General features: G+C 30.6%; 30 protein-coding genes. 24 read left to right on the top strand and 6 right to left on the bottom strand.

Translation table 11 applies throughout. The features are described 5' to 3' along the window. The first annotated feature begins 30 nt into the window (after positions 1-30). Genes AC5SLY_RS03990 through AC5SLY_RS03980 form a run of 3 tightly spaced genes read left to right on the top strand, consistent with a single transcriptional unit; the run spans position 31 to position 3,010 of the window. Positions 31-1,011 carry a tripartite tricarboxylate transporter substrate binding protein gene (locus tag AC5SLY_RS03990; protein WP_006996687.1) on the top strand — a complete coding sequence of 327 codons (981 nt, stop codon included), beginning with the start codon at positions 31-33 and terminating at the stop codon, positions 1,009-1,011. A gap of 29 nt (positions 1,012-1,040) precedes the next feature. After that, positions 1,041-1,511, top strand: a complete 471-nt coding sequence (locus AC5SLY_RS03985; protein WP_006996688.1) for a tripartite tricarboxylate transporter TctB family protein — start codon at positions 1,041-1,043, stop codon at positions 1,509-1,511. Next, positions 1,508-3,010: a tripartite tricarboxylate transporter permease gene (locus AC5SLY_RS03980; RefSeq protein ID WP_006996689.1), complete on the top strand. Its 1,503-nt coding sequence runs from the start codon at positions 1,508-1,510 to the stop codon at positions 3,008-3,010. The genes AC5SLY_RS03985 and AC5SLY_RS03980 overlap by 4 nt, the downstream gene beginning before the upstream one ends. On the opposite strand, the gene AC5SLY_RS03975 is transcribed toward AC5SLY_RS03980, so the two are convergent. Together AC5SLY_RS03975 and AC5SLY_RS03970 are read right to left on the bottom strand one after the other, a co-directional pair. Further along, complete coding sequence (locus AC5SLY_RS03975) at positions 3,007-4,089, bottom strand: glycosyltransferase family 4 protein (RefSeq protein WP_494598598.1); 1,083 nt, start codon at positions 4,087-4,089, stop codon at positions 3,007-3,009. The genes AC5SLY_RS03980 and AC5SLY_RS03975 overlap by 4 nt on opposite strands. After that, positions 4,089-4,643 carry a thioredoxin family protein gene (locus AC5SLY_RS03970; protein ID WP_494598597.1) on the bottom strand — a complete coding sequence of 185 codons (555 nt, stop codon included), beginning with the start codon at positions 4,641-4,643 and terminating at the stop codon, positions 4,089-4,091. The genes AC5SLY_RS03975 and AC5SLY_RS03970 overlap by 1 nt, the downstream gene beginning before the upstream one ends. Before the next feature lie 20 nt (positions 4,644-4,663). Between AC5SLY_RS03970 and AC5SLY_RS03965 the strand changes: the two genes are divergently transcribed. Beyond that, entirely contained in the window at positions 4,664-5,176 is a 513-nt protein-coding gene (locus tag AC5SLY_RS03965; protein WP_494593877.1) for a gamma carbonic anhydrase family protein, read from the top strand. On the opposite strand, the gene AC5SLY_RS03960 is transcribed toward AC5SLY_RS03965, so the two are convergent. Together AC5SLY_RS03960 and AC5SLY_RS03955 are read right to left on the bottom strand one after the other, a co-directional pair. Then, positions 5,173-5,772, bottom strand: a complete 600-nt coding sequence (locus AC5SLY_RS03960; protein ID WP_494598596.1) for a flavin-binding protein — start codon at positions 5,770-5,772, stop codon at positions 5,173-5,175. The genes AC5SLY_RS03965 and AC5SLY_RS03960 overlap by 4 nt on opposite strands. 6 nt (positions 5,773-5,778) lie before the next feature. Beyond that, positions 5,779-6,645 carry an NAD(P)-dependent oxidoreductase gene (locus tag AC5SLY_RS03955; protein WP_011282212.1) on the bottom strand — a complete coding sequence of 289 codons (867 nt, stop codon included), beginning with the start codon at positions 6,643-6,645 and terminating at the stop codon, positions 5,779-5,781. Positions 6,646-6,659: 14 nt separating this feature from the next. Here AC5SLY_RS03955 and AC5SLY_RS03950 point away from each other — a divergent pair, with 14 nt between their 5' ends. The 10 genes from AC5SLY_RS03950 to AC5SLY_RS03905 all read left to right on the top strand — a co-directional run bounded on the left by AC5SLY_RS03950 (position 6,660) and on the right by AC5SLY_RS03905 (position 15,280). Further along, positions 6,660-7,868, top strand: a complete 1,209-nt coding sequence (locus AC5SLY_RS03950; RefSeq protein ID WP_494598595.1) for an MFS transporter — start codon at positions 6,660-6,662, stop codon at positions 7,866-7,868. A 43-nt stretch (positions 7,869-7,911) separates the two neighbouring features. Next, a complete protein-coding gene (gene rpoZ / locus AC5SLY_RS03945; protein WP_006996696.1) occupies positions 7,912-8,454 on the top strand; it encodes a DNA-directed RNA polymerase subunit omega in 543 nt (180 codons plus the stop codon). 22 nt (positions 8,455-8,476) lie between these two features. Then, positions 8,477-9,469, top strand: a complete 993-nt coding sequence (gene dusA / locus AC5SLY_RS03940) for a tRNA dihydrouridine(20/20a) synthase DusA (protein ID WP_018414250.1) — start codon at positions 8,477-8,479, stop codon at positions 9,467-9,469. 40 nt (positions 9,470-9,509) lie between these two features. Continuing rightward, positions 9,510-10,295 carry a sulfite exporter TauE/SafE family protein gene (locus tag AC5SLY_RS03935; RefSeq protein WP_494573835.1) on the top strand — a complete coding sequence of 262 codons (786 nt, stop codon included), beginning with the start codon at positions 9,510-9,512 and terminating at the stop codon, positions 10,293-10,295. A gap of 2 nt (positions 10,296-10,297) precedes the next feature. Beyond that, complete coding sequence (locus AC5SLY_RS03930; RefSeq protein ID WP_006996699.1) at positions 10,298-10,702, top strand: HIT domain-containing protein; 405 nt, start codon at positions 10,298-10,300, stop codon at positions 10,700-10,702. A gap of 162 nt (positions 10,703-10,864) precedes the next feature. Next, positions 10,865-12,475 carry a SulP family inorganic anion transporter gene (locus tag AC5SLY_RS03925; RefSeq protein WP_494598594.1) on the top strand — a complete coding sequence of 537 codons (1,611 nt, stop codon included), beginning with the start codon at positions 10,865-10,867 and terminating at the stop codon, positions 12,473-12,475. Between the two features lies 1 nt (position 12,476). Beyond that, positions 12,477-12,770 carry a hypothetical protein gene (locus AC5SLY_RS03920; RefSeq protein WP_494598593.1) on the top strand — a complete coding sequence of 98 codons (294 nt, stop codon included), beginning with the start codon at positions 12,477-12,479 and terminating at the stop codon, positions 12,768-12,770. Beyond that, positions 12,767-13,255, top strand: a complete 489-nt coding sequence (locus tag AC5SLY_RS03915) for a hypothetical protein (protein WP_494598592.1) — start codon at positions 12,767-12,769, stop codon at positions 13,253-13,255. The genes AC5SLY_RS03920 and AC5SLY_RS03915 overlap by 4 nt, the downstream gene beginning before the upstream one ends. A gap of 17 nt (positions 13,256-13,272) precedes the next feature. Next, positions 13,273-14,673, top strand: coding sequence for a Glu/Leu/Phe/Val family dehydrogenase (locus AC5SLY_RS03910; protein WP_494598591.1), 1,401 nt, complete (start codon positions 13,273-13,275; stop codon positions 14,671-14,673). A 70-nt stretch (positions 14,674-14,743) separates the two neighbouring features. After that, complete coding sequence (locus AC5SLY_RS03905) at positions 14,744-15,280, top strand: pentapeptide repeat-containing protein (protein WP_494598590.1); 537 nt, start codon at positions 14,744-14,746, stop codon at positions 15,278-15,280. A 14-nt stretch (positions 15,281-15,294) separates the two neighbouring features. Here AC5SLY_RS03905 and AC5SLY_RS03900 read toward each other — a convergent pair whose 3' ends face one another. After that, positions 15,295-16,179, bottom strand: coding sequence for a DMT family transporter (locus AC5SLY_RS03900; protein WP_494598589.1), 885 nt, complete (start codon positions 16,177-16,179; stop codon positions 15,295-15,297). Positions 16,180-16,257: 78 nt separating this feature from the next. On the opposite strand from AC5SLY_RS03900, the gene AC5SLY_RS03895 reads away from it, so the two are divergent. Genes AC5SLY_RS03895 through AC5SLY_RS03885 form a run of 3 tightly spaced genes read left to right on the top strand, consistent with a single transcriptional unit; the run spans position 16,258 to position 17,319 of the window. Further along, on the top strand, positions 16,258-16,686 hold the full coding sequence (locus AC5SLY_RS03895; protein WP_011282201.1) for a c-type cytochrome: 429 nt from the start codon (positions 16,258-16,260) through the stop codon (positions 16,684-16,686). Positions 16,687-16,691: 5 nt separating this feature from the next. Further along, positions 16,692-17,129, top strand: a complete 438-nt coding sequence (locus AC5SLY_RS03890) for a DUF4396 domain-containing protein (protein WP_080515804.1) — start codon at positions 16,692-16,694, stop codon at positions 17,127-17,129. A gap of 7 nt (positions 17,130-17,136) precedes the next feature. Next, entirely contained in the window at positions 17,137-17,319 is a 183-nt protein-coding gene (locus AC5SLY_RS03885) for a hypothetical protein (RefSeq protein ID WP_018414243.1), read from the top strand. A 354-nt stretch (positions 17,320-17,673) separates the two neighbouring features. Here AC5SLY_RS03885 and AC5SLY_RS03880 read toward each other — a convergent pair whose 3' ends face one another. Then, entirely contained in the window at positions 17,674-18,639 is a 966-nt protein-coding gene (locus tag AC5SLY_RS03880; protein ID WP_271615703.1) for a hypothetical protein, read from the bottom strand. Positions 18,640-19,080: 441 nt separating this feature from the next. Here AC5SLY_RS03880 and AC5SLY_RS03875 point away from each other — a divergent pair, with 441 nt between their 5' ends. The 7 genes from AC5SLY_RS03875 to AC5SLY_RS03845 all read left to right on the top strand — a co-directional run bounded on the left by AC5SLY_RS03875 (position 19,081) and on the right by AC5SLY_RS03845 (position 24,990). Continuing rightward, on the top strand, positions 19,081-19,287 hold the full coding sequence (locus tag AC5SLY_RS03875) for a DUF1737 domain-containing protein (RefSeq protein ID WP_494598588.1): 207 nt from the start codon (positions 19,081-19,083) through the stop codon (positions 19,285-19,287). Between the two features lie 167 nt (positions 19,288-19,454). Beyond that, positions 19,455-20,798 (top strand): NAD(P)/FAD-dependent oxidoreductase, encoded by a 1,344-nt coding sequence (locus AC5SLY_RS03870; protein WP_494598587.1) that lies wholly within the window; start codon positions 19,455-19,457, stop codon positions 20,796-20,798. Positions 20,799-20,823: 25 nt separating this feature from the next. Beyond that, positions 20,824-21,009: a hypothetical protein gene (locus AC5SLY_RS03865; protein ID WP_006996719.1), complete on the top strand. Its 186-nt coding sequence runs from the start codon at positions 20,824-20,826 to the stop codon at positions 21,007-21,009. Positions 21,010-21,145: 136 nt separating this feature from the next. Further along, complete coding sequence (locus AC5SLY_RS03860; protein ID WP_494598586.1) at positions 21,146-22,405, top strand: hypothetical protein; 1,260 nt, start codon at positions 21,146-21,148, stop codon at positions 22,403-22,405. A gap of 11 nt (positions 22,406-22,416) precedes the next feature. Then, positions 22,417-23,607, top strand: coding sequence for a hypothetical protein (locus AC5SLY_RS03855; RefSeq protein WP_494598585.1), 1,191 nt, complete (start codon positions 22,417-22,419; stop codon positions 23,605-23,607). A gap of 43 nt (positions 23,608-23,650) precedes the next feature. Beyond that, complete coding sequence (locus tag AC5SLY_RS03850; protein WP_494598584.1) at positions 23,651-24,325, top strand: uracil-DNA glycosylase family protein; 675 nt, start codon at positions 23,651-23,653, stop codon at positions 24,323-24,325. Further along, on the top strand, positions 24,322-24,990 hold the full coding sequence (locus AC5SLY_RS03845) for a hypothetical protein (RefSeq protein ID WP_494598583.1): 669 nt from the start codon (positions 24,322-24,324) through the stop codon (positions 24,988-24,990). Before AC5SLY_RS03850 ends, AC5SLY_RS03845 begins: the two co-directional genes overlap by 4 nt. Positions 24,991-25,013: the final 23 nt, after the last annotated feature.

The raw sequence follows: 25,013 nt of genomic DNA, 5'->3' as shown, positions 1-25,013 counted from the left end.
GTCTTATTAACTAATAATAAAGAGGAAATAATGAAAAACATTAAAAAAATAGTTTCAGTACTATTTTCAGCAATTGTATTATTCTCTGCAACAGCAACAAATTCAATCGCAATGGATAAAATCCATTTCGTAATTGGTGGTGGTGCTGGTGGTGGATGGGATGGAACTGCTAGAGGTACTGGAGAAGCTTTAACAAAATCAGGAATGTTAAAAAGTGCATCATTTGAAAATATGTCAGGTGGTGGTGGAGGAAAAGCTTTAGCTTTCATGATTAATACTCAACCTAAAAATACAATTTTAGTACAATCTACGCCGCTAGTTTTAAGATCTATTACTAGACACGAAGGTTATGTTACAGGATCTGGAGTTTTATCTTATAAAGATGTTACACCGATCGCTGGTGTAATTGGTGACTACGGTGCGATTGCAGTTGCAAAAGACTCACCTTACAAAAACTTTAAAGATGTAGTTGATGCATATAAAAAGAATCCAAGCTCTATTAAGATGGCTGGTGGATCAGTAAGAGGAAGTATGGATCATTTAATTGGTGCTTTAGCTTTCCAAGCTGCTGGTGCTAATCCAAATGATGTTGCTTACATTCCTTATGATGCTGGTGGAAAAGCGTTAGCTGGACTTTTATCTGGAGAAACTCAAATTATCTCTACAGGTTTAGGTGAACTTATGGGTGCAAGAGACCAAGTAAGAATTATTGGTATCACTGCTCCTTCAAGAGTAGCTGATGCACCGGATGCACCAACTCTAAAAGAACAAGGATATGATGTTCAGTTCGTAAACTGGAGAGGATTTTTTGGACCTCCAAATATGAGCAATAAAGATAAAAAAGCCTTATCTACAATGTTAGGTAAAGTTATGGAAACTCCTGAATGGGAAGCTGTTAGAAAAAGAAATGCTTGGGTTAATATTTATAACTCAGATAAGGATTTTGTTAAATTCTTAGAAAAGCAAACTGTAGAAATGACAGCTCTTATGAAGAAATTAGGAGTTATATAATCCTTTAGGATTATTTAAAAATTAGAGCAGTGAATATAAATACTACTAAAATTATATCACTGCTCTTTTTTATTTTCTCAGCATTCTATTTATATATTGCGTATCAAATTCAGGTTTTTTCATTTGATGAAAATGCACCTTTTAATGCCAGAACATTTCCAATTTACTTAGGTTATGCAGGTTTATTCTTTTCTGGTTTAAAAATTATTTTACCAGAGCCCAATACCATTAAAGTTAATCATAATAATTTAGAATATAAAAAAACAGCTATACTTGTGCTCATAGCAATTATTTATGGAGTAACTATATTAAAAGTAGGTTATTTTTTAACGACCTCTCTATTTCTAGCGTCTTCTTATTATGCGTTAGGTGAGAGAAGGTGGAAGTTAATATTTTTACTCTCTTTCCCTTTTGTGGGTGCTTTTATGTATCTTTTGCATGGAGTGCTTGAAATTTATTTAAGAGATCCATTTTTAAAAATAATTGGAGTTATGGGATGATTGAAGGCATTTTAATTGGTTTAAAAACAGCTCTTACATTTCAAAACATATTTATGGTTATGATTGGTTGTTTTTTTGGAACCATCATTGGAATGCTACCCGGTCTTGGACCAATGACAGCGATTGCATTAATGATACCTATTACTTATGGTTTTGATCCAGCTACTGGATTAATTTTAATGGCAGGTGTTTATTATGGTGCAGTGTTTGGTGGATCAACTTCATCAATTTTATTAAATGCTCCGGGTGTTCCTGGAACTGTTGCAACATCATTTGATGGATATCCAATGGCTCAACAAGGTAAAGCTGGAAAAGCGTTAGCGATTGCTGCTTGGAGTTCTTTTGCAGGTGGAACCCTTGCTTCAATTTATTTATTATTTCTTGCACCAAGCTTATCTAAAGTAAGTTTATCTTTTAGATCACCAGATTATTTTGCTTTAATGATTTTAGGTTTAACAGCCATTGCAGCTTTTTCATCAAAGGGACAATTTTTAAAAGCAATGATGATGGTTGTTTTAGGTTTAATGTTAGCGTCAGTCGGTCAAGATTCTTTATCTGATATTTCAAGATTTACATTTAATAATATGAATTTATCTGATGGGATAAGTTTCGTTTTAGTTGTAATGGCAACTTTTGCTATGAGTGAAGCCTTAACAATTATTTTAAAACGAAATGATCCATCTGCTGTCGCTAAACAAGTTTCATTAACAGAGCTTGGTTCAATTAAAATTAATAAGGAAGAGAGAACCAAAATGTTAAAAGCTATTCCTCGAAACTCAGTTATTGGTTTTTTAATTGGTGTTTTACCAGGTGCGGGTGCAACTATTGCATCATTTCTAGCCTATGGAATGGAAAGAAATTTTGTTAGTGATGAAGAAAAAGAAAAATTTGGTAAAGGTAGTGTTCATGGTTTAACTGCACCAGAAACTGCAAATAATGCAGCATGCTCTGGAGCTTTTGTGCCTTTATTAACTTTAGGAATACCCGGAAGTGGAACTACTGCGGTAATGCTTGGTGCTTTATTAGGATTTGGAATTCAACCAGGGCCTAGACTTTATATAACAAATCCTGAAATCTTTTGGTCAGTTATTATGTCTATGTATATTGGAATGGTAGTATTGCTTATTCTAAACCTGCCCTTAATACCTTACATAGCAAGAATACTTGCTGTACCTAAAAATTATTTAATTCCACTTATTTTATTTTTTTCAATTACGGGAATTTACGTAATGTCCTTTAATAATTTTGACATTTATTTAATGATTGGAATTGCAGTTGTTGCAACTTTTATGCGCTTATATGATTTTCCAATGCCACCACTCATATTAGCCTTTGTCCTTGGCGGATTAATGGAAGAAAATTTAAGAAGATCTTTATTAATAAGTGATGGTTCTTGGACTTTTTTATGGGACAGACCTCTTACTGCTGCAATAATAGGAATAACAATTCTAATTGTTGGGTGGCAAATTTATAAAACAATTAAGAGTAAAAAGATTTAGTTTAGAATTTTTTTATATTCTTCAATAATAGTACTCCACTTAAATTTAGCAGAATTTTCTTTGGCAGCTTTTCCATACTCTTGGAATTTATTATTTTCTAACATTAAATTAATTGCTGAATAGACTTCATCTAATTCATTACCATCACAAATTAAACCTGTTTTCTCATGTTCTATTGCATCAGCAGCACCTCCATCTTTTCCACCAAGAGAGGGCAATCCATATTGAGCAGCTTCAACATAAGCTATCCCAAATCCTTCAACAGATTTTTTATGAACAATAGATGGCATGACAAAAATATTAGATTTAGCAACTAGTGCATTTTTTAATTCGTTAGAAATATCTTTAAAAAACATCACTTGTGGCTGAAGGCTCAATTCTGCTACTAATTTTTTAATATTTTCCTCTTCATCACCGTAACCAACACAAATATAGACAATACCTGGATAGATTTGTTTTAAATTTCGAAGCGCCATGATTACTTTTTCATGGCTTTTTCTTTTATCAAATCTAGAGACAGTAATTAATCTGGGAGATTTATGTTTTAATAAATTCTCTACTTTATCTAAAGTTTTTTTATCTAATTCTTCAACAGGATCAACACCTGGATTTATAACTACAATTTTATCTTGCTGAACCCCCAATGAAATAGCTAAATTTTTAGTGTACTCAGAATTAGCAACGATGGTTTCAACACTATCTAAAACCTCCAATACTCTTTTATTAAGAGAGGTACCTTTTTCATGATTAATTTCTTTACCATGGATTAAACATATCTTTTTTTTATTAGTTTTAAGAAGTTCTAAACTTTTCCAATGATCAGCAATAATGCCATCAATCTTATTTTCTTTAATAAATTCATTAATCAATTGAGCTTTTCTATATTTTCTAAGAAGTTTTATGCCACCTACACGCTCTATAGAAAAAGAAACTTGCTCATCAAATAATTTATGATTTTCATGATAATCAGCGTATACTTTTATCATGTAGTGTTTTGAAAGTTCGTTTGCTAATCCCCACATTAAATTCTGCATACCTCCAACTTCTGGAGGGAACGTTTTTGTAACTATTAGGTACATTAATTATCTAACCATTTGATACTGCAGCCAACACTTGGAATTTGCGTTTCAGGACCTTTACCGGTCTCAGCTATTTGTTTCATTGCAGTAAATAAATCACTATCTCCAGCTCTTACTGGTTTTAAATTGTCTAACTCTCTTATTCGACCTCTGTATTGTAATTCTAAGTTATTATTGTATCCAAAAAAATCAGGAGTGCATACTGCATCATAACTTTTTGCAACATTTTGAGTTTCATCAAATAAATAAGGGAAACTAAACTGATGTTTTTTTGAAAATTCAATCATATTTTCAAAACTATCTTCAGGATAATTTACTGGATCATTTGCTGAAATAGCCACAGCTTTTACCCCATGTTTTTCTAAATTTTTGCAATCTTCAACAATGTCTTTAATAACTGCTTTTACATAAGGACAGTGGTTACAAATAAACATAACCAAAGTTCCATTTGTCCCTTTAACATCATTTAATTTAATAATTTCGTTATTAGTGGACTTTAATTCAAAGCTTTTAGCTGCTTGTCCGAAATCACATATTGGAGTTTTTAACGGCATGTTATAATAATATATAAGTTATGTTTTATGATTTGGAAGATAAAAAAGTTAAAAATTTAGGTGATAATTGGTCTGCATCTAATGCATCTATTATTGGTGATGTCACGCTAGAAAAAAATACCAGCATTTGGTTTAATGTAACTTTAAGAGGAGATGTTGAAAATATTCATATCGGTGAAGGCTCCAATATTCAAGATGGCAGTGTATTGCATACCGATCCAGGTTACCCATTAAAAATTGGAAAAGATGTAACTATTGGTCATTTGGTTATGCTGCATGGCTGCACGATTGAAGACAATTCTTTAATTGGAATTGGTGCTGTAATTTTAAATGGTGCAAAAATTGGAAAAAATTGCATCATAGGAGCTAATGCATTGATCACAGAAAACAAAGTCATTCCTGACAATTCTTTAGTGGTTGGATCCCCTGGCAAAATTGTAAGACAAGTCTCAACAGAAGAGGCAAAGTCAATTACTGAAAATGCAATTCATTACCAAGATAATTGGAAAAAATATTCTAAATCAGTTTTTTAAGGAATTAACCAGGTATCTTTGTTATTTTCTAAATCGAATTTAGCACGACGGTGACCTTTGGCTGCTAAATAAAGCCATTCCATACTTTTAATTTTACATTGAATAACAGTAAAATTTTTATATCCCACTTCACTTTGCTCCATTGTAAATTCAAAATTATCTAGTTCAGGCTTTAGTCCTGAAGTAGGGGTTTCAGATAATGTTCCTGGTCCGTTATCAACTAAATAACATTTTCTACTCATGTGTCCTGTTTTTAACCAGGACTGTTTTGTAATATCATTTTCATGATTAACGGTGCATTCAACTTTAAGTCTAATTTGGATTTTCTCTTCCTTGTCATAAAATAACATTGCTGCGTTCTTATTTGCTTTTAATTTAGCAATTTTATTAGATCTGATATCGCTATGGTATTGGATAATATTGTTTTCTCTATCTGATTTTCTAAGGACTACAATTCTTCCATCAAAGTCATCTTGACCACCACAAATAAATACAGGAATTCTAAATTGAGACCCTCTATCTTTGATAGCATTATCCAGCATATACCAGATTTTATTTTTGATCTCTTCAAAATCTTCGTAGTACGCTGGTTGCATACGAGATTATTTACTTAGTCTTCTAATTAAACTGGAAGTATCCCAACGGTTTCCACCCATCTCTTGAACTTCACCGTAATATTTATCAACGATTTCAGTTACAGGAAGTTGAGAGCCATTATTTTTAGCTTCATCCATAGCAATTTTTAAATCTTTTCTCATCCAATCAACTGCAAAACCAAATTCAAACTGATCATCAATCATCGTTTTATATCTGTTTTCCATTTGCCAAGATTGAGCAGCACCTTTAGATATAACTTCAATTACATCTTCCATATTTAAACCTGCTTTTTTTCCAAAGTTAATTGCTTCTGATAAACCTTGAACAAGACCTGCAATACAAATTTGATTAACCATTTTTGCTAATTGACCATTACCAGCACCACCTAATAATTTCATCTTTTTGCTGTAACAATCAATAATGTCTTTTGCTTTATCAAAGTTTGCTTGATCTCCACCAATCATAACAGTTAGAGCACCATTTTCAGCACCAGCTTGTCCACCTGATACCGGTGCATCTAAGAAACCAAATTCACTTTTTAATGAATGCTCATAAATTTCTCTAGCAATCGTTGCAGAAGCGGTTGTGTTATCAATGTAAACTGAGCCTTTTTTAATTGTTTTAAAGATACCGTTGTCACCAAAAGTTACTTCTCGTAAATCGTTATCATTACCAACACAGGTAAACACAAAGTCAGCATCCTCAGCAGCTTTTGCAGGAGTATCTGCTTTTGACCCTTTATATTCAGCAACCCATTTATCAGCTTTTGCAGCAGTTCTATTATAAACAGTTACATTGTGACCTGCTTTTGATATATATCCTGCCATTGGATAACCCATGACACCTAAACCTATAAATGCAACATTGCTCATAATTTCTATTTCCTATGTTTAAAAGTTTGAATTTTAAAGTAATTTTATTTGGATTTATATTTACATTTTTTTCAAGCTTTGGACAGAGTTTTTTTCTAGGACTGTTTAATTCAAGCATAAGAGACGCGCTTTCTATCACGCATGGTCAGTTTGGATCAATTTATGCATCTGCTACTCTATTAAGTAGTTTTGTACTTGTTTGGGTTGGTAAAAAAATAGATGACTTTAATATTTTAAAATTTGCATCTTATGTCATTGCGTTACTAGCGATCTCTTGTTTTTTATTTTCTAAAATTTCATCAGTCGCTTTCTTATTTTTATCAATTTTCTTAATGAGATTATCAGGTCAAGGACTAATGTCTCACACTGCAACCACAACAATATCAAGATTTTTTGAAAAGACTAGGGGACGTGCATTAAGCACAACTTGGCTTGGTTTATCGTTAGCTGAATTTATTTTACCCTTATTAATTATTTTTTTATTAACTTTTATTGATTGGAGAAATATTTGGATAGCCATATCAATTTCAGTTATTATCATTTTACCTATTGTCATTGTTACATTAGTTAAAAACGTTAAATTAGATTCAAGAGAAGCATCTAGTGCCACAAATATTAAAACTAAAGATATAAAACAATGGACGAGAGGTGAAGTTTTAAAAGATTATCGCTTTTATATTATATGTTTAAGCATGTTAGCGATGCCTTGGATTGCAACGGGTACATTTGTTTATCAATCTTTTATAGTGTCATCTAAAGGTTGGGGACCTTATGTTATTGCCCAATCCTTTATGGTGTATTCAATTTTATCAGTGATTACTTTATTTTTAACAGGCTTTTTAATTGATAAGTTTAGTAGTCGAAAATTAATAATTTATATGAACATTCCTTTATTAGTTGCAACGTTTGTGCTTTATTATTTTAACTCACCAATTTCATCATTTGTATTTTTAGGTTTAATTGGAATTTCAAATGGACTAGCAAATGTTCTAGGTTCTGCTACTTGGGCTGAGATTTATGGAGTAAGATATATTGGTTCCATTAAAGCATTAACCACAGCGTTAATGGTATTTTCAACTGCATTTGGTACAGCACTCTTTGGAATTTTGATTGATAATAGTCTTTCTATTGAGCAAATTGCTCTTGTTTCAGGATCTTATATTTTAATAGCAATATTGTTGTTATTCCTTGTAAAGAACAAGCTTAATCCTGATTATTTATAGAATTATCCTTGATTTTTTTTTAACTACTGTATAGATACTGCGCATGGCTAGAGTAACAGTAGAAGATTGCATAGATAAAGTAGAAAGTCCTTACGAATTAGTTTTAGTTGCTAAAGAAAGAGCAGTTCAATTAAATTCTGGTTTAGAACCAACTTTAGATAGAGATAATGACAAAAACACAGTTATATCTTTAAGAGAAATTGCAGCAGACACTATTAAAGTTTCAGACTTAACAGATAGCGCTATTCACAAACTTAGAAAACACGTTGAGCAAGTTGACGATGGCACTGATGATGATGAAATTATTGGTGATGATTTTGAAAGTATGTACAAAGGTGAAATTTCTAAAAGTGGAACTCCTATTTTACCATCTAAAAGAGCTAGAAAAATTCCTGAAAAAATTCAAGTATCCTCTGATGATTTAGAAGAATTAACTGCAAAGGCAGAGCCAGAAGTTGACGTTGATGCAGAGTTAGAAGTGGGAGATGAAGAGACAGCAGTTTCTTTAGATCAAATAGCTGAAGCCGAAACAGAAGCTGAAACAACTGAAGAAAACTCTGACGATTCAGAGACTACAAATAGCTAAAAAAATAATATAAAAGTTTAGTATGAACAGGAAAGTATCCGTTGCACCTATGATGGATTGCACTGATCGTCATGAACGTTTTTTTTTAAGACTGATTAGTAAAAATACATTGCTCTATAGTGAGATGGTTGTCTCTGAAGCTATTCATCGAGGGGATAAAAAAAAACTATTAGAATTTAATATAAATGAAAAACCAATAGCCCTTCAAATTGGTGGATCATCTCCAACTTTACTTGCAGAGGCTACTAAAGCAGGTGAAGACTTTGGTTATGATGAGATAAATTTAAACCTTGGTTGCCCTTCAAAAAAAGTTGAGAAAAATAAATTTGGGGCATGCTTGATGAAAGAACCAAATTTAGTTGCAGACTGCTTAAGTAAAATGCAATCGGTTACAAAGTTGCCGGTCACGATTAAAACAAGAATTGGTTACGATGACACTGAGGATTATGAAAATTTACATCATTTTATTTCAACTTTAAAAAGCACTGGTGTTAAAACTTTTATCATTCATGCAAGAAAAGCTATTCTTGGAAAATTTACTCCTAAACAAAATCTAAACATCCCTCCTTTAAAGTATGATTTTGTCTACAGATTAAAAAAAGATTTCCCTAATGAAGAAATTATTATCAACGGTGGAATTACCACAACTGATCAAATGAAAGATCACTTAGATAAAGTTGATGGAGTTATGATTGGACGTGCTGCTTACCATACTCCTTATTTATTAGCTGATATTGAAAGAGATATATTTAATAATGAAAATGTACCAAGTCGACAAGATGTAATTGAACAGTTGCTACCGTACGTTAGAGAAGAAATTAAAAAAGGAACACGTTTAAATCAAATTATGAGACATACGTTAGGATTATTTCATGGTCAAACAGGATCTAGCTTTTGGAAAAGGTATTTAAGCGAAAATATGTGTGTTAGAGATGCCGATGTTAAAAAGATTGATCACATCATGGATAAGATTAAATATAACAATGTCGACACGTCGGTAAGTCAATCTGCTTAGTTCTCTTTTATCTAACGAGTACATATACTTTAGCCTACTAATGGCCTTAACCGCTATTCCTGTGGGATTTGTTGCAGGTTTATTTGGTATTGGCGGTGGATTAATTACAGTTCCATTTTTGTTTTATATTTTTAATTCTTTAGGGATTGATCAACAATATGTCATGCACCTTGCAGTTGGAACATCATTTGCAATCATAATACCAACCTCAACTGTCTCAGTTTTAACTCATCATAAATTTAAAGCAGTGGATTTTGATATAGTTAAAAGTTATGGAATATTTGTAGTACTTGGTGTTATTTTTGGAGCAATTTTTGCAGCAACTCTTAAAACTAAAACCTTAGTTCTTTTCTTTGCAATCGTAATATTTTTATTAAGTATTTATCTTTTATTATTAAAAGAAAAGGAAAAAAATATAACTCTTAAAATTAAGCTTCATTTGAAAATTATTTTAGGATTTTTAGTAGGTTTTATCTCGGCACCCATGGGTATTGGAGGGGCTGTTATGAATGTTCCAATTCTAAAGTTTTTTGGTTACTCAATTAATAGAGCTATAGGTAGCGCTGCAGCTATTGGTTTTTTAATAGCATTATTTGGCGCAATCGGATTTTTGATAACTGGCAGTTATTTAAAAACAAATATTCCATTAAGTATTGGTTTTTTAAATATTCCTGCTTTTTTAATTTTTATACCGATTACAACCTTTATGGCTAGAATTGGTGCAAGAACAGTTCATACAATTGATAAGAATAGAATTAGTAAATATTTTGGAATATTTTTACTTATCATTGCTGCAAAATTTTTATATGAATATTTCAAACTGTAGTTATGGCAAATAAAGTAAGTAAAAGTTTTCTAAAAGATTCTCATTTAATAACTGAATTAAAATTATGCAGTATTCGTTTAATTGATAATGCTAAATTTCCTTGGATCATTTTAATTCCAAAGCGAAAAAATATAACCGATATCTCAGAACTTAATTCAAAAGATCAAATGTTATTAATGAAAGAAATTGTTCATTGCAGCAAGTTAATGAAAAAAATTTTTAAAACAAAAAAACTTAATGTTGAAAAAATTGGCAATATTGTTCCTCAATTACATATTCATATTATTGCAAGATCTACTAAAGACAGTACGTGGCCACTATCGGTTTGGGTTATTAAAGGAAAACCTTATTCAAAAGTTCTATTAACGAAAACTATTTCAAAAATTAAAAAGTATCTTAAGGGTTAAGGACAGAGGTAGTTTTAGTCTCCCGCCACTACCTCTTAATCATTATGTATATGATTCGTCGCAAATTTGTTAACACGTATTAATTGAAACTAGACTTTATCAACTGCTTGCTTTACTAAATAGATAACACACCGACTCATAAATAATTAAAATTTAAATACATTGATTAAAACCACACTCTCATCATTTGCAAAATCTATTGGCTTTAACTCACAAAACTATATTCCAAAAGAAGGGGCATCTTTTTCTTTATTTAGAATTGAAGTTTTATCAGGTTTAACAGTTGCTTTAGCGTTAGTTCCTGAAGCTATTGCCTTTGCTTTTGTTGCAGGTGTTGCACCTTTATCAGGACTTTATGCAGCTTTTATTGTTGGGTTGATTACAGCAGTTTTTGGTGGAAGACCTGGAATGATTTCAGGAGCAACGGGTGCTTTAGCTGTTGTAATGGTGTCCCTTGTTATGGATCACGGTGCGGAATATTTATTTGCAACTGTAGTTTTGATGGGGATTTTACAATTACTAGCGGGTGTCTTTAAACTTGGAAAATTTATTAGAATGGTACCCCAACCGGTAATGCTTGGTTTTGTTAATGGTCTTGCAATCGTTATTGGTATCTCTCAGCTTAGTCAGTTTAAAACCCTTAATGCAATGGGGCAATCAGTATGGATTTCAGGAAATACTTTATATTATTCAATCGGGTTCGTTATTTTAACGATGTTAATTATTTGGTTACTACCAAAGATTACTAAAGCAGTACCAGCAACACTTGCTGCAATTTTAGTTACATCTGTATTAGTTTTAGCATTAAAGATTGATATTCCAAGTGTTGGAGATCTTGCAAGTGTTAAAGGAGGATTACCAATATTTTCAATTCCAAGTGTTCCTTTAAACTTTGAAACTTTAAAAATTATCTTCCCTTATGCATTTATATTGTCAGCCATTGGCTTAATTGAAAGCCTGTTAACCCTTAACTTAGTTGGTGAAATTACTAATAAAAGAGGTGGGGCTAGTCAGGAATGTTTAGCGCAAGGTTTTGCAAATACAGTCACTGGTTTTTTTGGTGGTATGGGTGGATGTGCGATGATTGGTCAATCTATGATTAATGTAAAATCAGGTGGTAGAACAAGAATTGCAGGAATAGCTGCCGCATTATTCTTATTAATTTTTATTTTATATACATCAAACTATATAGAGATGATCCCAATTGCAGCACTTGTTGGTGTAATGTTTATGGTAGTGATTGGAACCTTTGCGTGGAACTCATTAAAGATATTATTTTTTGTACCAAAGAGTGATGCATTAGTTATTGTTCTTGTAACTGTTGTAACTGTTTTGGAAGATTTAGCTGTTGCCGTAATTGTTGGAGTGATTGTATCTGCATTAGTTTTTGCTTGGAAATCTGCATCAAGAATTAGAGCAGTTGAGAGACCATCTATTAGAGAACAAGGTGCTAAAGTTTATGAAATAGAAGGACCACTTTTCTTTAGTTCAACGGATAGTTTTTTAGAATTATTTAAACCAGAAGAAGATCCTGAAGTAATCATTATAGATTTTGCAGGATCAAAAGTAATTGATCAATCAGCATTAAAAGCAATTGAAGACATTGCTGATAAATATAATAGTTTTGGAAAAAAAGTTAAACTTAGACATCTAACTAAAGATTGTCATAGATTATTAAGTAGAGCAGGCCAATTAGTAGTTGATAGTGATGATGATCCTGATTACGGAATTGCAGTTGATTATGATGTTAAATTAGGTATTTTTGGCAGATAACATGAGCAAAGAGATTAAAACAGATGATGTTATTTTCAATTTCTTTAAGCAAGTTTGTGATGAAAAAGATGATGTTAAATGTGTTGAACTTGGTAATGGTTGGATTAGTGCTATGGAAACCAATCTTACTAATATGGAAAAAAATTTAGAAGAAACAGATAAAGTTAAATACCAAGAAAGTATTAATAGTAATAAACAACAGCTTGATAGTCTTAAAGGCAAAACTGCTAGTGAATGGCGTGAATATGCAACCCAGTGTATGATCGAGATCTTAGATCATAAAACTAAATCGTGAATTTCTTTAAAAGATTATTTTCAAGTAGCAATTTAGAACTAGAAATCAATGATGGAGGCAGAGCTGCTGCTGGATATAAAGGTAAAGCTGGAGACTGTGTAGTTAGATCTATAGCAATTGTATCAGGCCTTCCTTATCAAAAAATTTATGATGATCTTTATAAGGCAAATGAAGAATTTAGAACTACATCAAGAACAAGGCTTGCAAGAAGTTTAAAACAAAAAAATGACAGCCCAAGATCAGGTACCCATAGAGTGGTGGTTAAGAAATACCTTGAAAAACTAGGTTGGCAGTGGACGCCGACTATGTTTATTGGTCAAGGCTGTAAAGTTCACTTAAAAAAAGATGAACTTCCAAGTGGGACGTTAATTGTATCTTGCTCAAAGCACATAACGGTTGTTAAAGATGGTATCTTGCATGATACTTATGATTGTTCAAGACGGGGCACACGTTGTGTTTATGGTTATTGGAAAAAAATAAATTAAAGATATAATAATTATTAATGAGCTTTAAAGATAACGTTAATTTACATGTAGATAAATCAGCTAAATTACTAAACTTTAGTGATGACTTACTTGAGCATTTAAAATCTACTCACTCATTAATTAAAGTAAATGTGGGTGTTGTCTTAGATGGCAAAATTAATAACTTTACTGGATGGAGAGCGGTTCATTCAGAACATATTCTTCCAACTAAAGGTGGGCTAAGATATTCAGAAACGGTTGATCAAGACGACACAGAAGCTTTGGCATCTTTAATGACTTACAAATGTGCAATAGTTAATATTCCTTTTGGAGGTGCTAAAGGCGGTTTAAAGATTAGCCCTAAGAATTACACCATGCCCCAACTTAGAGAAATTACTAAAGCCTTTGCTAGTAAACTAATTAATAAAGGTTTTATTTCTCCAGCATTAAATGTACCAGCTCCAGATGTTGGAACTTCTCAACGAGAAATGGAATGGATTTTAGAGACTTATAAAACACTTAAACCAGATGATATAAATTATAGAGGTTGTGTAACAGGTAAACCCTTACACAGAGGAGGTATTGCTGGCAGAACTGAGGCTACCGGTAGAGGTATTGAAGAAGTAGTTAGAGAAATATTTAGACACGAAGACGTCGTTAAAGAAGCTGGTTTAAAAAATGAATTAAAAGATAATGAAATTATAGTTCAAGGCTTTGGTAATGTTGGAAGTAATTTAGTCAAACATTTATATAATAGAGATAATGCAAAGATTATAGCCATAGGTGAGTTTGATGGTTATTTATATAATAAAAAAGGCATTGATATAAATGCACTAATTGAATTTTATAAAACAAATAAAAGTATCAATAATCCTAAACTTGGAGAATTTAAAGATAATCCAAGTGAACTTTTAGAATTAGATTGTGATATTTTAATTCCAGCTGCATTAGAAAATGCAATCACCATTGATAATGTAGATAAAATTAAAACAAAATTAATAATTGAGGCTGCAAATGGACCCATTTCATTTGAGGCGGATCAAAAATTATTTGAAAAAGGCGTTATGATTATTCCTGATATCTATGTCAATGCAGGGGGTGTTGTAGTTTCTTATTTTGAGTGGGTAAAAGATATTTCTCATATACGTTTTGGTAGAGTTGAAAAAAGATTTCAAGAACAAAAAATATTAGACATTATTGATTTGATAGATAAAAAAACTAATACTAAAACAGATTTTGACACCATTAAAAAAATTATTCATGGTGCTGATGAAGAAGACTTGGCTTTTTCAGGCTTAGAAGACAGTATGAGAAATGCATTTATTGAAATTTATAATGCTAAAAAACAAATAAAAAAATCCTTTAGAGAAAGTGCTTATTACGTGTCTCTAAAAAAGATAAGAAACTTCTATACCGTAGAAGGCTTCCCTAAACGATAAATAGTGGCTTAATTTTACCTATAATTAAATTAATAGAAGACTCTCGATCTATGATTTGTTAGCATTTGATATGTTAAAATTAATAAGAGCAGGCTTTATGAGCAAGCTTTTTGCTATTTTAGTTTTAAGCTTATTATTAACTAGTGGTGCTAAAGCTGGTTGTGATGATGCTCCAACTGATGGAGTGGATTATTCTAATTGTCAATTCTCAGAAGGCCAAGATTTAAGTAGAGCCTATATACCAAATTCTAATCTTTCTTTTATTAGCTTTATTAAAGTGACCTTTGATAAAGGGGTGATGATGAATGCAACATTATCTAATGGCAATTTTGTAGAATCTTCTTTTATTAGAACTAATTTATATGAAGCAAATCTTGAAGGGGGCATCTTTGAAAAAGCCAACTTTTCAAGTGCCAATTTAACAAGAGTAAATTTCAAAGGTTCATCATTAATTGAGACCAATTTTACTAACAGCAATCTTTTTGAAGCAGATTTAACGGGTGCTAATATTTTAAATGCTACCTTTGAAGGTGCCAATTTAAATAATGCAACTTGGATTGATGGAACTAAATGTTTACTAGGTTCTATTGGTAAATGTAATAAATAAAGAAATCTTAGAAATTATTTTATTGGTTTAATTTTTTGATTAATAACGAGTACTGCACCAATTATTAAAATAGGTAAACCTATTATTAAATCTTGTTGCCATTCTAAGTTTTCAAATATTGTTGAGATTAATAAAGCAAGTACAGGCATCACAACCCCAACATAACCCGCTCGGCCAGCTCCAACTTTTTCTAATAATCTTAAATAAAATATAAAAGCAAATATCGAGCCAATTATTGATAGATAAGCAAGGGACGCAATATAACTGAAGCTATACTCGAATAATAATTCAGTACCTTTTATTTGAGTGATTAATAGTGTGACCAGTGAACCATAAAGCATTGAATACGCAAGTGTTGGTATTAAGGAAAAGTTATTATTTAAGTTTCTTTGGTGAACCATATTTCCTGTTGATGCAGAAAATGTACCAAGTAAGGCTAAAAATAATCCAACATGGGTTCCATTCGCAAAGCTAAAATTGAAAATTTCATCATTAAAGATGATTATAATTCCAATCATCCCAATACTTGCTCCAAGTAAAGTTTTTAAAGAAGGTTTCTTTTTAAAGTAAAAGCCTTCTCCTAAAATATTCATAATAACTACCGTTGAAAAGACAACTGCTGGAAATGCGCTTATTAAATAAGTGTTTGATAGATAAAAGAAAACATAGTTTAGTGAGTAGAGACAAACACCAAAGAGTAAAAACCAAAGATGCTGATTTAAAGAAAACTTAAGATTTTTCTTCTTATAAATTAGATAAACAAAAATAACTATTGCAGCTATCAAAAATCTATAAAACACCGATACTAATGGATCAACGTAACCTAATTGAAACTTGATGACATACCAAGTAGGGGACCAGCAAAAAAGTGTGACAATAAATAAGAAAAAATTGTTCATTATTAAGGACTATAATCAATCAATCTTAAAAAAATATAAGATTAATCTAACAATTTTTAATATATAAAATTATAAGTTATGAAAAAAATACTTCTAATTTCAACTCTACTTATATCATTAAGTAGCATTTCTTATTCTGATAATCATTATCCAATCACAAGAGATTCTCAATTAATGATTGCTAGAGGTAAAATTGCCTACCAAAATAATTGTGTAAGCTGTCATCAAGTTAATTTGTCAGGTGCTGAAAATTGGAAGGGTGTTGATGAAGACGGCCATAGAAAAGCGCCGCCTTTAAATGGTACAGGTCACACTTGGCACCATGATGATGAGACATTACATAAAATTATTAAATATGGTTTAGTTGGAATAATTAGTGACTATGAAGGAAAAATGGGTGCCTTTGGAGATAAATTAAATGACAAAGATATAGATTCAGTTTTAGCCTACATTAAAAGTTTTTGGCCAGATGATTATTACAAACATCAAATAAATTTAAGTAAATAAATTAAATGGCAACAGACACATTTCATTGGTCGTGTAAACACACGTGGAGAAAAAGTGCTAAGAATACGATGTGGTGTGTTATCGGCTGTGCAATTGGTGACTTTGGAACCATACTATTTTTTCAATTAAGTAAAATTCCTTTTCCAGTATTGGGCATTATGACTTTAGCAATCATAAATGGTTTATTAACCAGCATTATGCTTGAAACTTTTATTTTAATGAGACAAAATTTTAAATTAATTAATGCTTTAAAGACTGCCTGTGGAATGAGTTTCATCTCAATGGTTAGTATGGAAATTTCTATGAACGCTACAGATTATTTTTTAACTGGTGGAGCGATGCTAACTTGGTGGGTGGTACCTATTATGTTAACTGTGGGATTTTTAACACCTTGGCCTTATAATTACTGGAGACTTAAAAAATTCAATCAAGCCTGTCATTAAATATTAAATGGTTACAACTTCTGAAATCATATTAGCAATTATTATCGTTGCCTTATCTGTTGTTATGCCTATCTATTATTATTACCAAAGGAAGAAAAACCCCAAACAAGATAATAAAGCTCAAGATAAACCTGAGATAAAAAATTATATTGATAGAATTAATCAAATTACCCGTAATAAACATAAATGAAGAAACGTTTATCAGGGTGCAGTGAGTGTGGAGATGATACAGCCATCTTAACACAAGTAAGCTCAGGACCAGAGGTGATCCTACTTTGCACAGATTGTTATAATCTGAAACATTCAAACGAAACACAAAACCAAATCAGTTATGAAGAAGAAAAAAGCTAAAAAATTAAAGACTAAAAAATCTGCACCTAATTTCTATGGTCTTGGTAAATTTAACTATTTGATCTTTAAGTTTCTCTGTTCACGGTTTAAGCTTAAATAATTAATACTTGAAACTATTTTGCTTAAATTGTTAAGCCCTAAGCAATAAATTAAATGCTTAGAGCTAATAATTAAATGTTAATTGTCTTAAAACTTAAAACCAATTATTTGGAATTATGATGTAGTGAATTGCAAGTACAATTCCAACTGACACACTTAATCCGAATATCATTTTAAGAAAGTCTTTACCAATTAGTGGAAACACATATTTGAACTTATAGTCTTTATTCATTGATGCGATTGCTAACTCTCTTCCACATAATAGACCAACAAATACCCAAGTTGTTGACATCGGTAAATCATTAAGCTCTTTAAAGTAGTAAAGTACAGCTGCATAAATAATATTGATTATAGTTGCTGATCTTGCATATCTTGTTCCAGTTTTCTCTAAGACAACCTTTTGAATAGTTCCACCATGAATGTAGAAGATATAAAAAAGTAGCGCTGTAAAGTAACCCAGAACAATTAATAAAAGAGAAACATCTAATTGTCTTGGAAGGTATACAGCAATGTTTGCTACATCATGAGATAACCAAACCCACCATAACCAGCCTGAAGTTATCCAAACCGAGTTACGCCAAAAGGAAATCCATTTGTCATTAACTTCATCTAATTTTTCATTAATAAATTTAGAGATAACGATCCAGCAAATATAAGCAGCAGCTGCAGCTAAACCATAGCCGACAACACTTTTCATAAGCATCTTTTCAAGTACTACCGTTGATGCAAAAGCTGATAAAACTAAGAAGGTTGTTGAAACAGGTATACCTACTCTTGTTAATACTAGAAGTATTCCTGGTGCCACTGCGTGATACCATTGTATTTCTTGGAAAGGTATTCTTGTTAGTCTGCCGTAAGAGATATCTCCATCATTACTGTACCAGCCCCAAGTAATAGCAAGTATCATTACAAATGATGCTGCACTAGCAAGAGTGTACCATTTAAACCATTTTTGTTTTGACGCGATAAAAGTTCCCAATGTTTGAATTGAGTCATTTGCAATAACACTGTACCCCGCTAAAGCAAAGCCTACTATCGTATATATTAAGGTCATTTCCATTTTTCTATTTTCCTATTTTATGTTTTTTTTATTGTTTTTCATTTCGAACGATTCTTAGTCTTAAGGTCGATTTAATAGGTTGGTAAAAATATATCTATAGATAAGTTTATTAGTTTACTTTGAGGAGAGTTGATTCATCAATTTTTATATTATTCGAAGTTAAAATCTAGCTAGAGAATTTAATAATAAGTTTTAAGAGGAGTTGATTCATCATCATTTATATTAATTAATGATTTTGTCTAGTTGAATAATGACTTAAATTTCATTTAATACAGGATTATAATTAACATAAGTATAACACTTAATGAGTTATATGAATTTATTGATAAAAGTATTTAAAAGATTCTCTATTACAAAAATTCTTAACCAATCTTATTATTTCATTAAGTAATAATCGTCCTAGATATAGACACCCGATTTAGGACTTGTTAAGGTCTGATTATGAAAGGTTATAGATTTATTACAAGTGACGACACTTCAGAATTTTGCCATCGTGTAACGGAGGCCATATCCAATGGATGGAAATTGTATGGTGAACCCAAAATGACTTTTGATAAAAAAAGAAGTGTCATGCGTTGTGCTCAAGCTGTTATAAAAAATTCACCTCAGAAAAAGTATTCCAAAAAGATGAAGCTATCATCGATATAAATGGCAGATCAGATAATACCCTTTGTTTATATGCTAGGGATACTCTTATTAGTACTCCCAGCTTTTCTACAATCTAATTCTAAATTAAAGCAGTTTTTAACTAATCTTAGTATTTGGATTGTTATTATTCTCATAATTTTAACTATTATTTATATATTTAGATAATAATGAAAAATATTTATCATTCAGATATTTATCAATTTAACACCCCAGTTAGTAGTTATTGGGAAGATCAATCAAATGAAAATTTAAATCTAGAAAAACTTAATAAAGATGTCAGCTCAGAAATTGTTGTAATAGGTGGAGGGTACACTGGTTTATCCTGTGCAATTAATCTAATAGAAAATCATAATTTAGATGTCATTTTGGTTGAAGCTGGAAAAATAGGTTGGGGGGCTTCATCTCGTAATGCAGGTTTCTGTTGTCTGCCGCCAAGTAAGATGTCTTTTAAAAAAATGCAATCTATTTACGGCAATGATGAAACTAAAAAGTTCTTTAAAAACTCTGTTGAAGGCTCAAATTATACAAAAGATATTATACAAGAATATAATATTGATTGTGATGTAACGGGGGATAGTAATTACGTAGTCGCCCATCATCCAAATAAGTTTAAAGATATTCAAGAGCAAGCCAAAGCTTACAGAGAAGAGTTTGGCATTGAAACTGAGATTTATTCAAAAGAAGACTTTGATAAAATTGGCCATGGTGGCACAGAGCAATTTGGAGCTTTTTCTTATAAACCTGGTTTTGCAATCAATCCTCTTAAATTTGTTAATGGCATTGCAAAATATGCTTTATCTAAACAATTAAAAATCTTCGAGCACACTAAAGTGGATAAAATTGATAAAGAGAATGGTGTTTATATTTTAAGGACGAAAGAAGGATCTATTCGATCAAAAAAAATAGTTGTTGCAACAAACGGGTTCTATCAAGAAGGCTTAATCCCAGAGATGAATTCAAGAATTTTACCAGTAATTTCAAATATTATTGTGACCAGACCCTTATCAGATAAAGAAATTGTCCAACATAATTTTAAAACATTTTCTCCAATAGCTAATACTAAAAATCTTTTATATTACTATCGAAAGTTACCTGACAACCGAATTTTATTTGGTACCAGAGGGGATTTAAGTGGCAGTGATCAATCAAATTTAAATATGTCTAAGAAAATGGAAAAGTTTTTAAAAGATATTTTTCCTAAATGGAAAGATATTAATATTGATTACAATTGGCGTGGATTAATTGCTTTATCTCAAAAATTAACTCCCTCCATTGGTAAAATTGATAATGAAGAGATTTATTATGGATTTGGTTATAATGGGGTTGGAGTGAGTGCTGCTCCTTGGACTGGAAAACAATTGTCTAAGTTAGTATTATCAAACAGTAAAGAGCTGAATATTTCAAAAATTTATAAAGGATTACCTAAGAAATTTATCTTCCCTCAATTAAGAACATTTTATTTTAGATTAGCGGTGTGGTTTTATGCAATTAAAGACAGATTTAATATTTAAGAAAATATATGATAAAAACTAATTTATGAATGTATTTATAATTTTATCAGTATTGGTAATTGTTGTTGGGGTTATTTTACTAGTTGCATCACCTGCTGCGTTATTTACTTTGAACTGGAAAGAAAAGTCAGGAAAAGACAAATTTCTAATGTTCTTATTTTATGGTATTTTAGTTTATATAATAAATATCATTTTTTGGATTATTAAATAACAATATTACCCATTCTCAGGATCTCTTTATCCTTATTTAGTGTTAGCTAGTTCCATCACCTAGACACCTGATTTAAATGCTCGTTTTGGGCATATGAAGTATTTATAGGGTTACCCTTTATTGTTAATAACTAATTATGAAAAAACTTTTAGGTGTCTTAATTTTGGGTTTGTTGTTGAGTGGGAATGCTTATGCTGAGATGGCTGATCCCTTTAAAAAGTTTTTATCAAATAAAAGAGATATAAAATTTTACAAGGGTTGGATTCCTGAAGAAAACGTCAAACCAAATTATGATACATTAGTTTATGAGCTTTATAGATTTATTGAACAACAAGTAAAAAGAAATCAAAAATATGAAGTCGATCCATCTCCTAATCCTTATGAGTTTAGTTCAGAACTAATAGAAGACAAATATATTGATAAGCAATTAGAAAAAACTGCACTGCTTAGTTATTTACGCTTTGAAGATGGTCAAATTACTGTTGATAAAATTAGTCCTAATGATCGATTTGGCAAATTTATTAAAGAAGATACAAAATTAAGATCAATGTCAGTTGGAAGAAGTATGGCTTCATATACATTGGCTCATGCAATATGTGAGGGATATATTGATAGCTTTGACACAAGATTAAATGATTGGCCATTACTTGAAAATACCCTTTACTATAATCAAAAACTTTCTGACATATTAAATATGAACTCAGGAGATCACAACTATATTGAAAGTAGTGAATTTATTAATAGTAAAGAGTTGGACGAAAAATTCAGAGGATCTCTAGATGACAACTCTGTTAGTTTGAAGCAATATATTTCTCATCTTAAAAATACCAAACCATCAATAAAAAAAAGACCAAGATTTAATTATAACAGTATTAATTCATCAATAGTTTTGAACTATATTTTATTTAAAACAGGAAATGATTTTGAAAAAATTTTAGAAAAAACTTTTAAAGAAAAAGCCAAAATAAAAAATAGTGTTTTTTTCTTTAAGACTAATAATTCGACAACAGAAAGCGGCAATGTGAATATTCAGTTCTATGCAACAAGACATGATTATTTAAGAATTGCAAAAGCAATGCTGGACGATTGGCAGAATGATACTTGTGAAGGTAAATACTTAAAAAATATATTTGAAAATAGTATAAGTAAAGATACTAAAAGAATACACGCACAAGGGAAAACAGTTGCCTGGCCTTTTGCAAGACGTTATGCCGGTCAATTTCAAACTCATCCCAAAGGAATAAATAAAGATAGAGCGATAATGATAATGCATGGTTATGGTGGACAACATGTAGTAATTGATATGGAAAGATCTAGAATTGTTGTCACTAACGCAATACATGAGAATTTTAATTATAAAAAAATAGTTTATTCAGTAATTAAAAAAGGTAAGTAAAATTTTAGATTATGAAAAAACTTTTAGGGATCATAGTTCTGGGTTTGTTGTGGTGCAATATTAGTTTTGCAGAAGACCCTAAAATTAAAACTTACGGTGGAAGGTCAGAAATTCCAGAGGACGCAAAACCTAATGACGAAACATTAAAATATTATCTTAACAGATATTTAAATAGAAATTGGAATACTCACCGAACATATAGCAACATTAAAGCTTCAGATAATCCATATCAATTTCAATTTGATTTAAGAGAAGATAAATATGTTAAAAAACAAATGCAAAAGACTGCTCTTCTCAGCTATTTATTATATGAAGATGGAAAAATTGTAATTGATGAAATTACACCCAAAGAAAAATATGGGGATGTATTTAATAATTCTACCAAGTATCACTCACAATCGGTTGGAAAAAGTATTGCTTCATATATTTTGGGGCATGCAATATGCAAAGGTTATATAGAAAGTGTTGATACTAAAATAAGTGATTGGCCTGCTCTTAAAGATACTCTTTATCAAGATCAAAAAATAATTGATTTAATCAACATGAGTGCTGGTGATCAAAAATATTTAAATTCAAACAGATTTTTAAACTCCAAAAGAGCAGTAACAAATCCAACCATTAAAAGTGCTATGGAAAATGAGTTAAAAAATTCAAAAATATCAAAAAAACAATGGAACTATAATAATTTATTACCGCACATCATTTTAAATTATATTATTTTCAAAACTGGTGAAGACAAATTTCAAGACTTATTAGACGAAGTTTTTAGAGAAAAAGCTAAAACAGAGCATGATGCTCATTTTGTAGAAACTGAAATTTCTACTCAAATTGACAGAAGTATCACCAATACTTTAATGGCAACTAGATATGATTATTTAAGAATTGCAAAAGCAATGATGGATGATTGGCAAAATGATACATGTGAAGGAAAATATCTAAAATCGTTGTATGAAAGAAAAGTAAAAAAAAATAGAGATTACCGTGACAAACAAGAAGCCTATAGTATTACCAAATCATATGGTGGTTTTTTTCACTTAGACCCATCTGGAATGAAAAATAGACATATATTTATTATGGATGGTTATGGAGGGCAAACATTAACAATAGATTTTGATAGAAAAAAAATAGTTACCACAATGGCTGTTCATAGAGATTTCAATTGGATGAAGATTGCTCACTCTGCCATTAAAAAAGGGAAATGAAAAAACTTTTAGGGATTGTGGTTCTGGGTTAATTAAACATCAAATGCCTATATATTTAAATCAAATCAAAGCTCTTAAAAAAATTAATAAATCTATCGTTACTAATAATAAGTTTTTAATTAATAAAGAAGGCAATATTAAAATTTACTATGCACCTTTTGACTATATAAATTCAAAAGCCAAAATAATGATTGTAGGCATTACCCCCGGACTTCAACAAATGTTGCAGAGTTTTCAAGTAATAAATGATGGCAAATCACTAAAAGAAGTCAAAGATCTATCTAGCTTTAAAGGTAGTATGAGAACCACCCTAATTAAATACTTGGACGAATTAAAAGTAAATAAGAAATTAAAAATTAAATCTTGTGAGAGTCTATTTAATAAAAACAACAAACATCTCCATACTACGTCTTTAGTTAAATACCCTGTATTTGATAAAGGAAAAAATTATTCAGGCTCAAATATCTTAAAGAAGAAAATACTTGTAGAGTTTATTGAGAAAAACTTTTTAAAAGAGTTAAAGACCTTAAAAAAAGCCATTATCATTCCTTTAGGTAATACAGTTTCATCTACAATTGAATATTTAAATAACAAATACAATCTTAAATTAGCTTGTTTTTTAAAAGGGTTTCCTCATCCTTCAGGAGCAAATGCTAGAAAGAATATTCAATTTAAAGAAAACAAGAGAAATATGAAATTATTATTGAGGAACAGGTGAACAGAGACTCTTACTTAAATTTTTTAGAAAATTTTAATATTTCTAATGAAGATTTTATTGAATATGGATTAAATGACATAATCTTTGTCCCAAATGATAAAGTTATAAGTGAATGGGAGATTTTAAAAAATAAAGTTTATTCCAATCAAGAAGTATATATTAGAGGTATGGGCAGGGATGCCGCCAGTACAAAATATATGTTTGAGATACACAAAAGTCTCTTTGGTAATTCAAATATAAAAAAAGACGCTTCAAACAATACACATCCAACAAAAATTTTAGAAAATTTAACTGGGTTTTCAAAAAGAAAATCAAAAAACAATAATCTAATTAGCAATTATCAAGTATCTCATATTTTCGGTCATACTAAAAATGCACTTATGTTTATGGCACCATGGAATATCGTTTATATTCCAAAACTATTTGACCCATTTTCAGGTCACGAGTCTAAAGGTGAATTAACTCAAATATTTTCTACTAGATTAAAAGAAATTACTTATGAAAAATTTAAAGTACAAATTGATGATTATAATAGTATCGTAAATAATTCAAAATTTATCAGTAGTTTAAATTCATCAATTGAAAATTTAAAATCTAATAACAGTGAAGTATCGGATAAATTATTAAATTCTATTAAGGATGAATTTTCTGAGGTAAAAATATAATGATGAAACACTATGCACTTAAT

The organism is Candidatus Pelagibacter sp. PS_23 (genome assembly GCF_059417905.1).
Note: the sequence above shows the minus strand (reverse complement) of the source record. Positions and strands in the feature narration are given on the sequence as shown.

Coding starts and splice junctions, on each gene's coding strand:
- AC5SLY_RS03860 (WP_494598586.1), top strand. CDS start 21,146: ATGAAAAAACTTTTAGGTGTCTTAATTTTGGGTTTGTTGTTGAGTGGG.
- AC5SLY_RS03865 (WP_006996719.1), top strand. CDS start 20,824: ATGAATGTATTTATAATTTTATCAGTATTGGTAATTGTTGTTGGGGTT.
- AC5SLY_RS03850 (WP_494598584.1), top strand. CDS start 23,651: ATGCCTATATATTTAAATCAAATCAAAGCTCTTAAAAAAATTAATAAA.
- AC5SLY_RS03885 (WP_018414243.1), top strand. CDS start 17,137: ATGGTTACAACTTCTGAAATCATATTAGCAATTATTATCGTTGCCTTA.
- AC5SLY_RS03875 (WP_494598588.1), top strand. CDS start 19,081: ATGAAAGGTTATAGATTTATTACAAGTGACGACACTTCAGAATTTTGC.
- AC5SLY_RS03970 (WP_494598597.1), bottom strand. CDS start 4,643: ATGCCGTTAAAAACTCCAATATGTGATTTCGGACAAGCAGCTAAAAGC.
- AC5SLY_RS03935 (WP_494573835.1), top strand. CDS start 9,510: ATGGCCTTAACCGCTATTCCTGTGGGATTTGTTGCAGGTTTATTTGGT.
- AC5SLY_RS03960 (WP_494598596.1), bottom strand. CDS start 5,772: ATGCAACCAGCGTACTACGAAGATTTTGAAGAGATCAAAAATAAAATC.
- AC5SLY_RS03855 (WP_494598585.1), top strand. CDS start 22,417: ATGAAAAAACTTTTAGGGATCATAGTTCTGGGTTTGTTGTGGTGCAAT.
- AC5SLY_RS03975 (WP_494598598.1), bottom strand. CDS start 4,089: ATGTACCTAATAGTTACAAAAACGTTCCCTCCAGAAGTTGGAGGTATG.
- AC5SLY_RS03880 (WP_271615703.1), bottom strand. CDS start 18,639: ATGGAAATGACCTTAATATATACGATAGTAGGCTTTGCTTTAGCGGGG.
- AC5SLY_RS03895 (WP_011282201.1), top strand. CDS start 16,258: ATGAAAAAAATACTTCTAATTTCAACTCTACTTATATCATTAAGTAGC.
- rpoZ (WP_006996696.1), top strand. CDS start 7,912: ATGGCTAGAGTAACAGTAGAAGATTGCATAGATAAAGTAGAAAGTCCT.
- AC5SLY_RS03890 (WP_080515804.1), top strand. CDS start 16,692: ATGGCAACAGACACATTTCATTGGTCGTGTAAACACACGTGGAGAAAA.
- AC5SLY_RS03870 (WP_494598587.1), top strand. CDS start 19,455: ATGAAAAATATTTATCATTCAGATATTTATCAATTTAACACCCCAGTT.
- AC5SLY_RS03990 (WP_006996687.1), top strand. CDS start 31: ATGAAAAACATTAAAAAAATAGTTTCAGTACTATTTTCAGCAATTGTA.
- AC5SLY_RS03920 (WP_494598593.1), top strand. CDS start 12,477: ATGAGCAAAGAGATTAAAACAGATGATGTTATTTTCAATTTCTTTAAG.
- AC5SLY_RS03930 (WP_006996699.1), top strand. CDS start 10,298: ATGGCAAATAAAGTAAGTAAAAGTTTTCTAAAAGATTCTCATTTAATA.
- dusA (WP_018414250.1), top strand. CDS start 8,477: ATGAACAGGAAAGTATCCGTTGCACCTATGATGGATTGCACTGATCGT.
- AC5SLY_RS03905 (WP_494598590.1), top strand. CDS start 14,744: ATGTTAAAATTAATAAGAGCAGGCTTTATGAGCAAGCTTTTTGCTATT.
- AC5SLY_RS03955 (WP_011282212.1), bottom strand. CDS start 6,645: ATGAGCAATGTTGCATTTATAGGTTTAGGTGTCATGGGTTATCCAATG.
- AC5SLY_RS03910 (WP_494598591.1), top strand. CDS start 13,273: ATGAGCTTTAAAGATAACGTTAATTTACATGTAGATAAATCAGCTAAA.
- AC5SLY_RS03950 (WP_494598595.1), top strand. CDS start 6,660: ATGTTTAAAAGTTTGAATTTTAAAGTAATTTTATTTGGATTTATATTT.
- AC5SLY_RS03980 (WP_006996689.1), top strand. CDS start 1,508: ATGATTGAAGGCATTTTAATTGGTTTAAAAACAGCTCTTACATTTCAA.
- AC5SLY_RS03900 (WP_494598589.1), bottom strand. CDS start 16,179: ATGAACAATTTTTTCTTATTTATTGTCACACTTTTTTGCTGGTCCCCT.
- AC5SLY_RS03965 (WP_494593877.1), top strand. CDS start 4,664: ATGTTTTATGATTTGGAAGATAAAAAAGTTAAAAATTTAGGTGATAAT.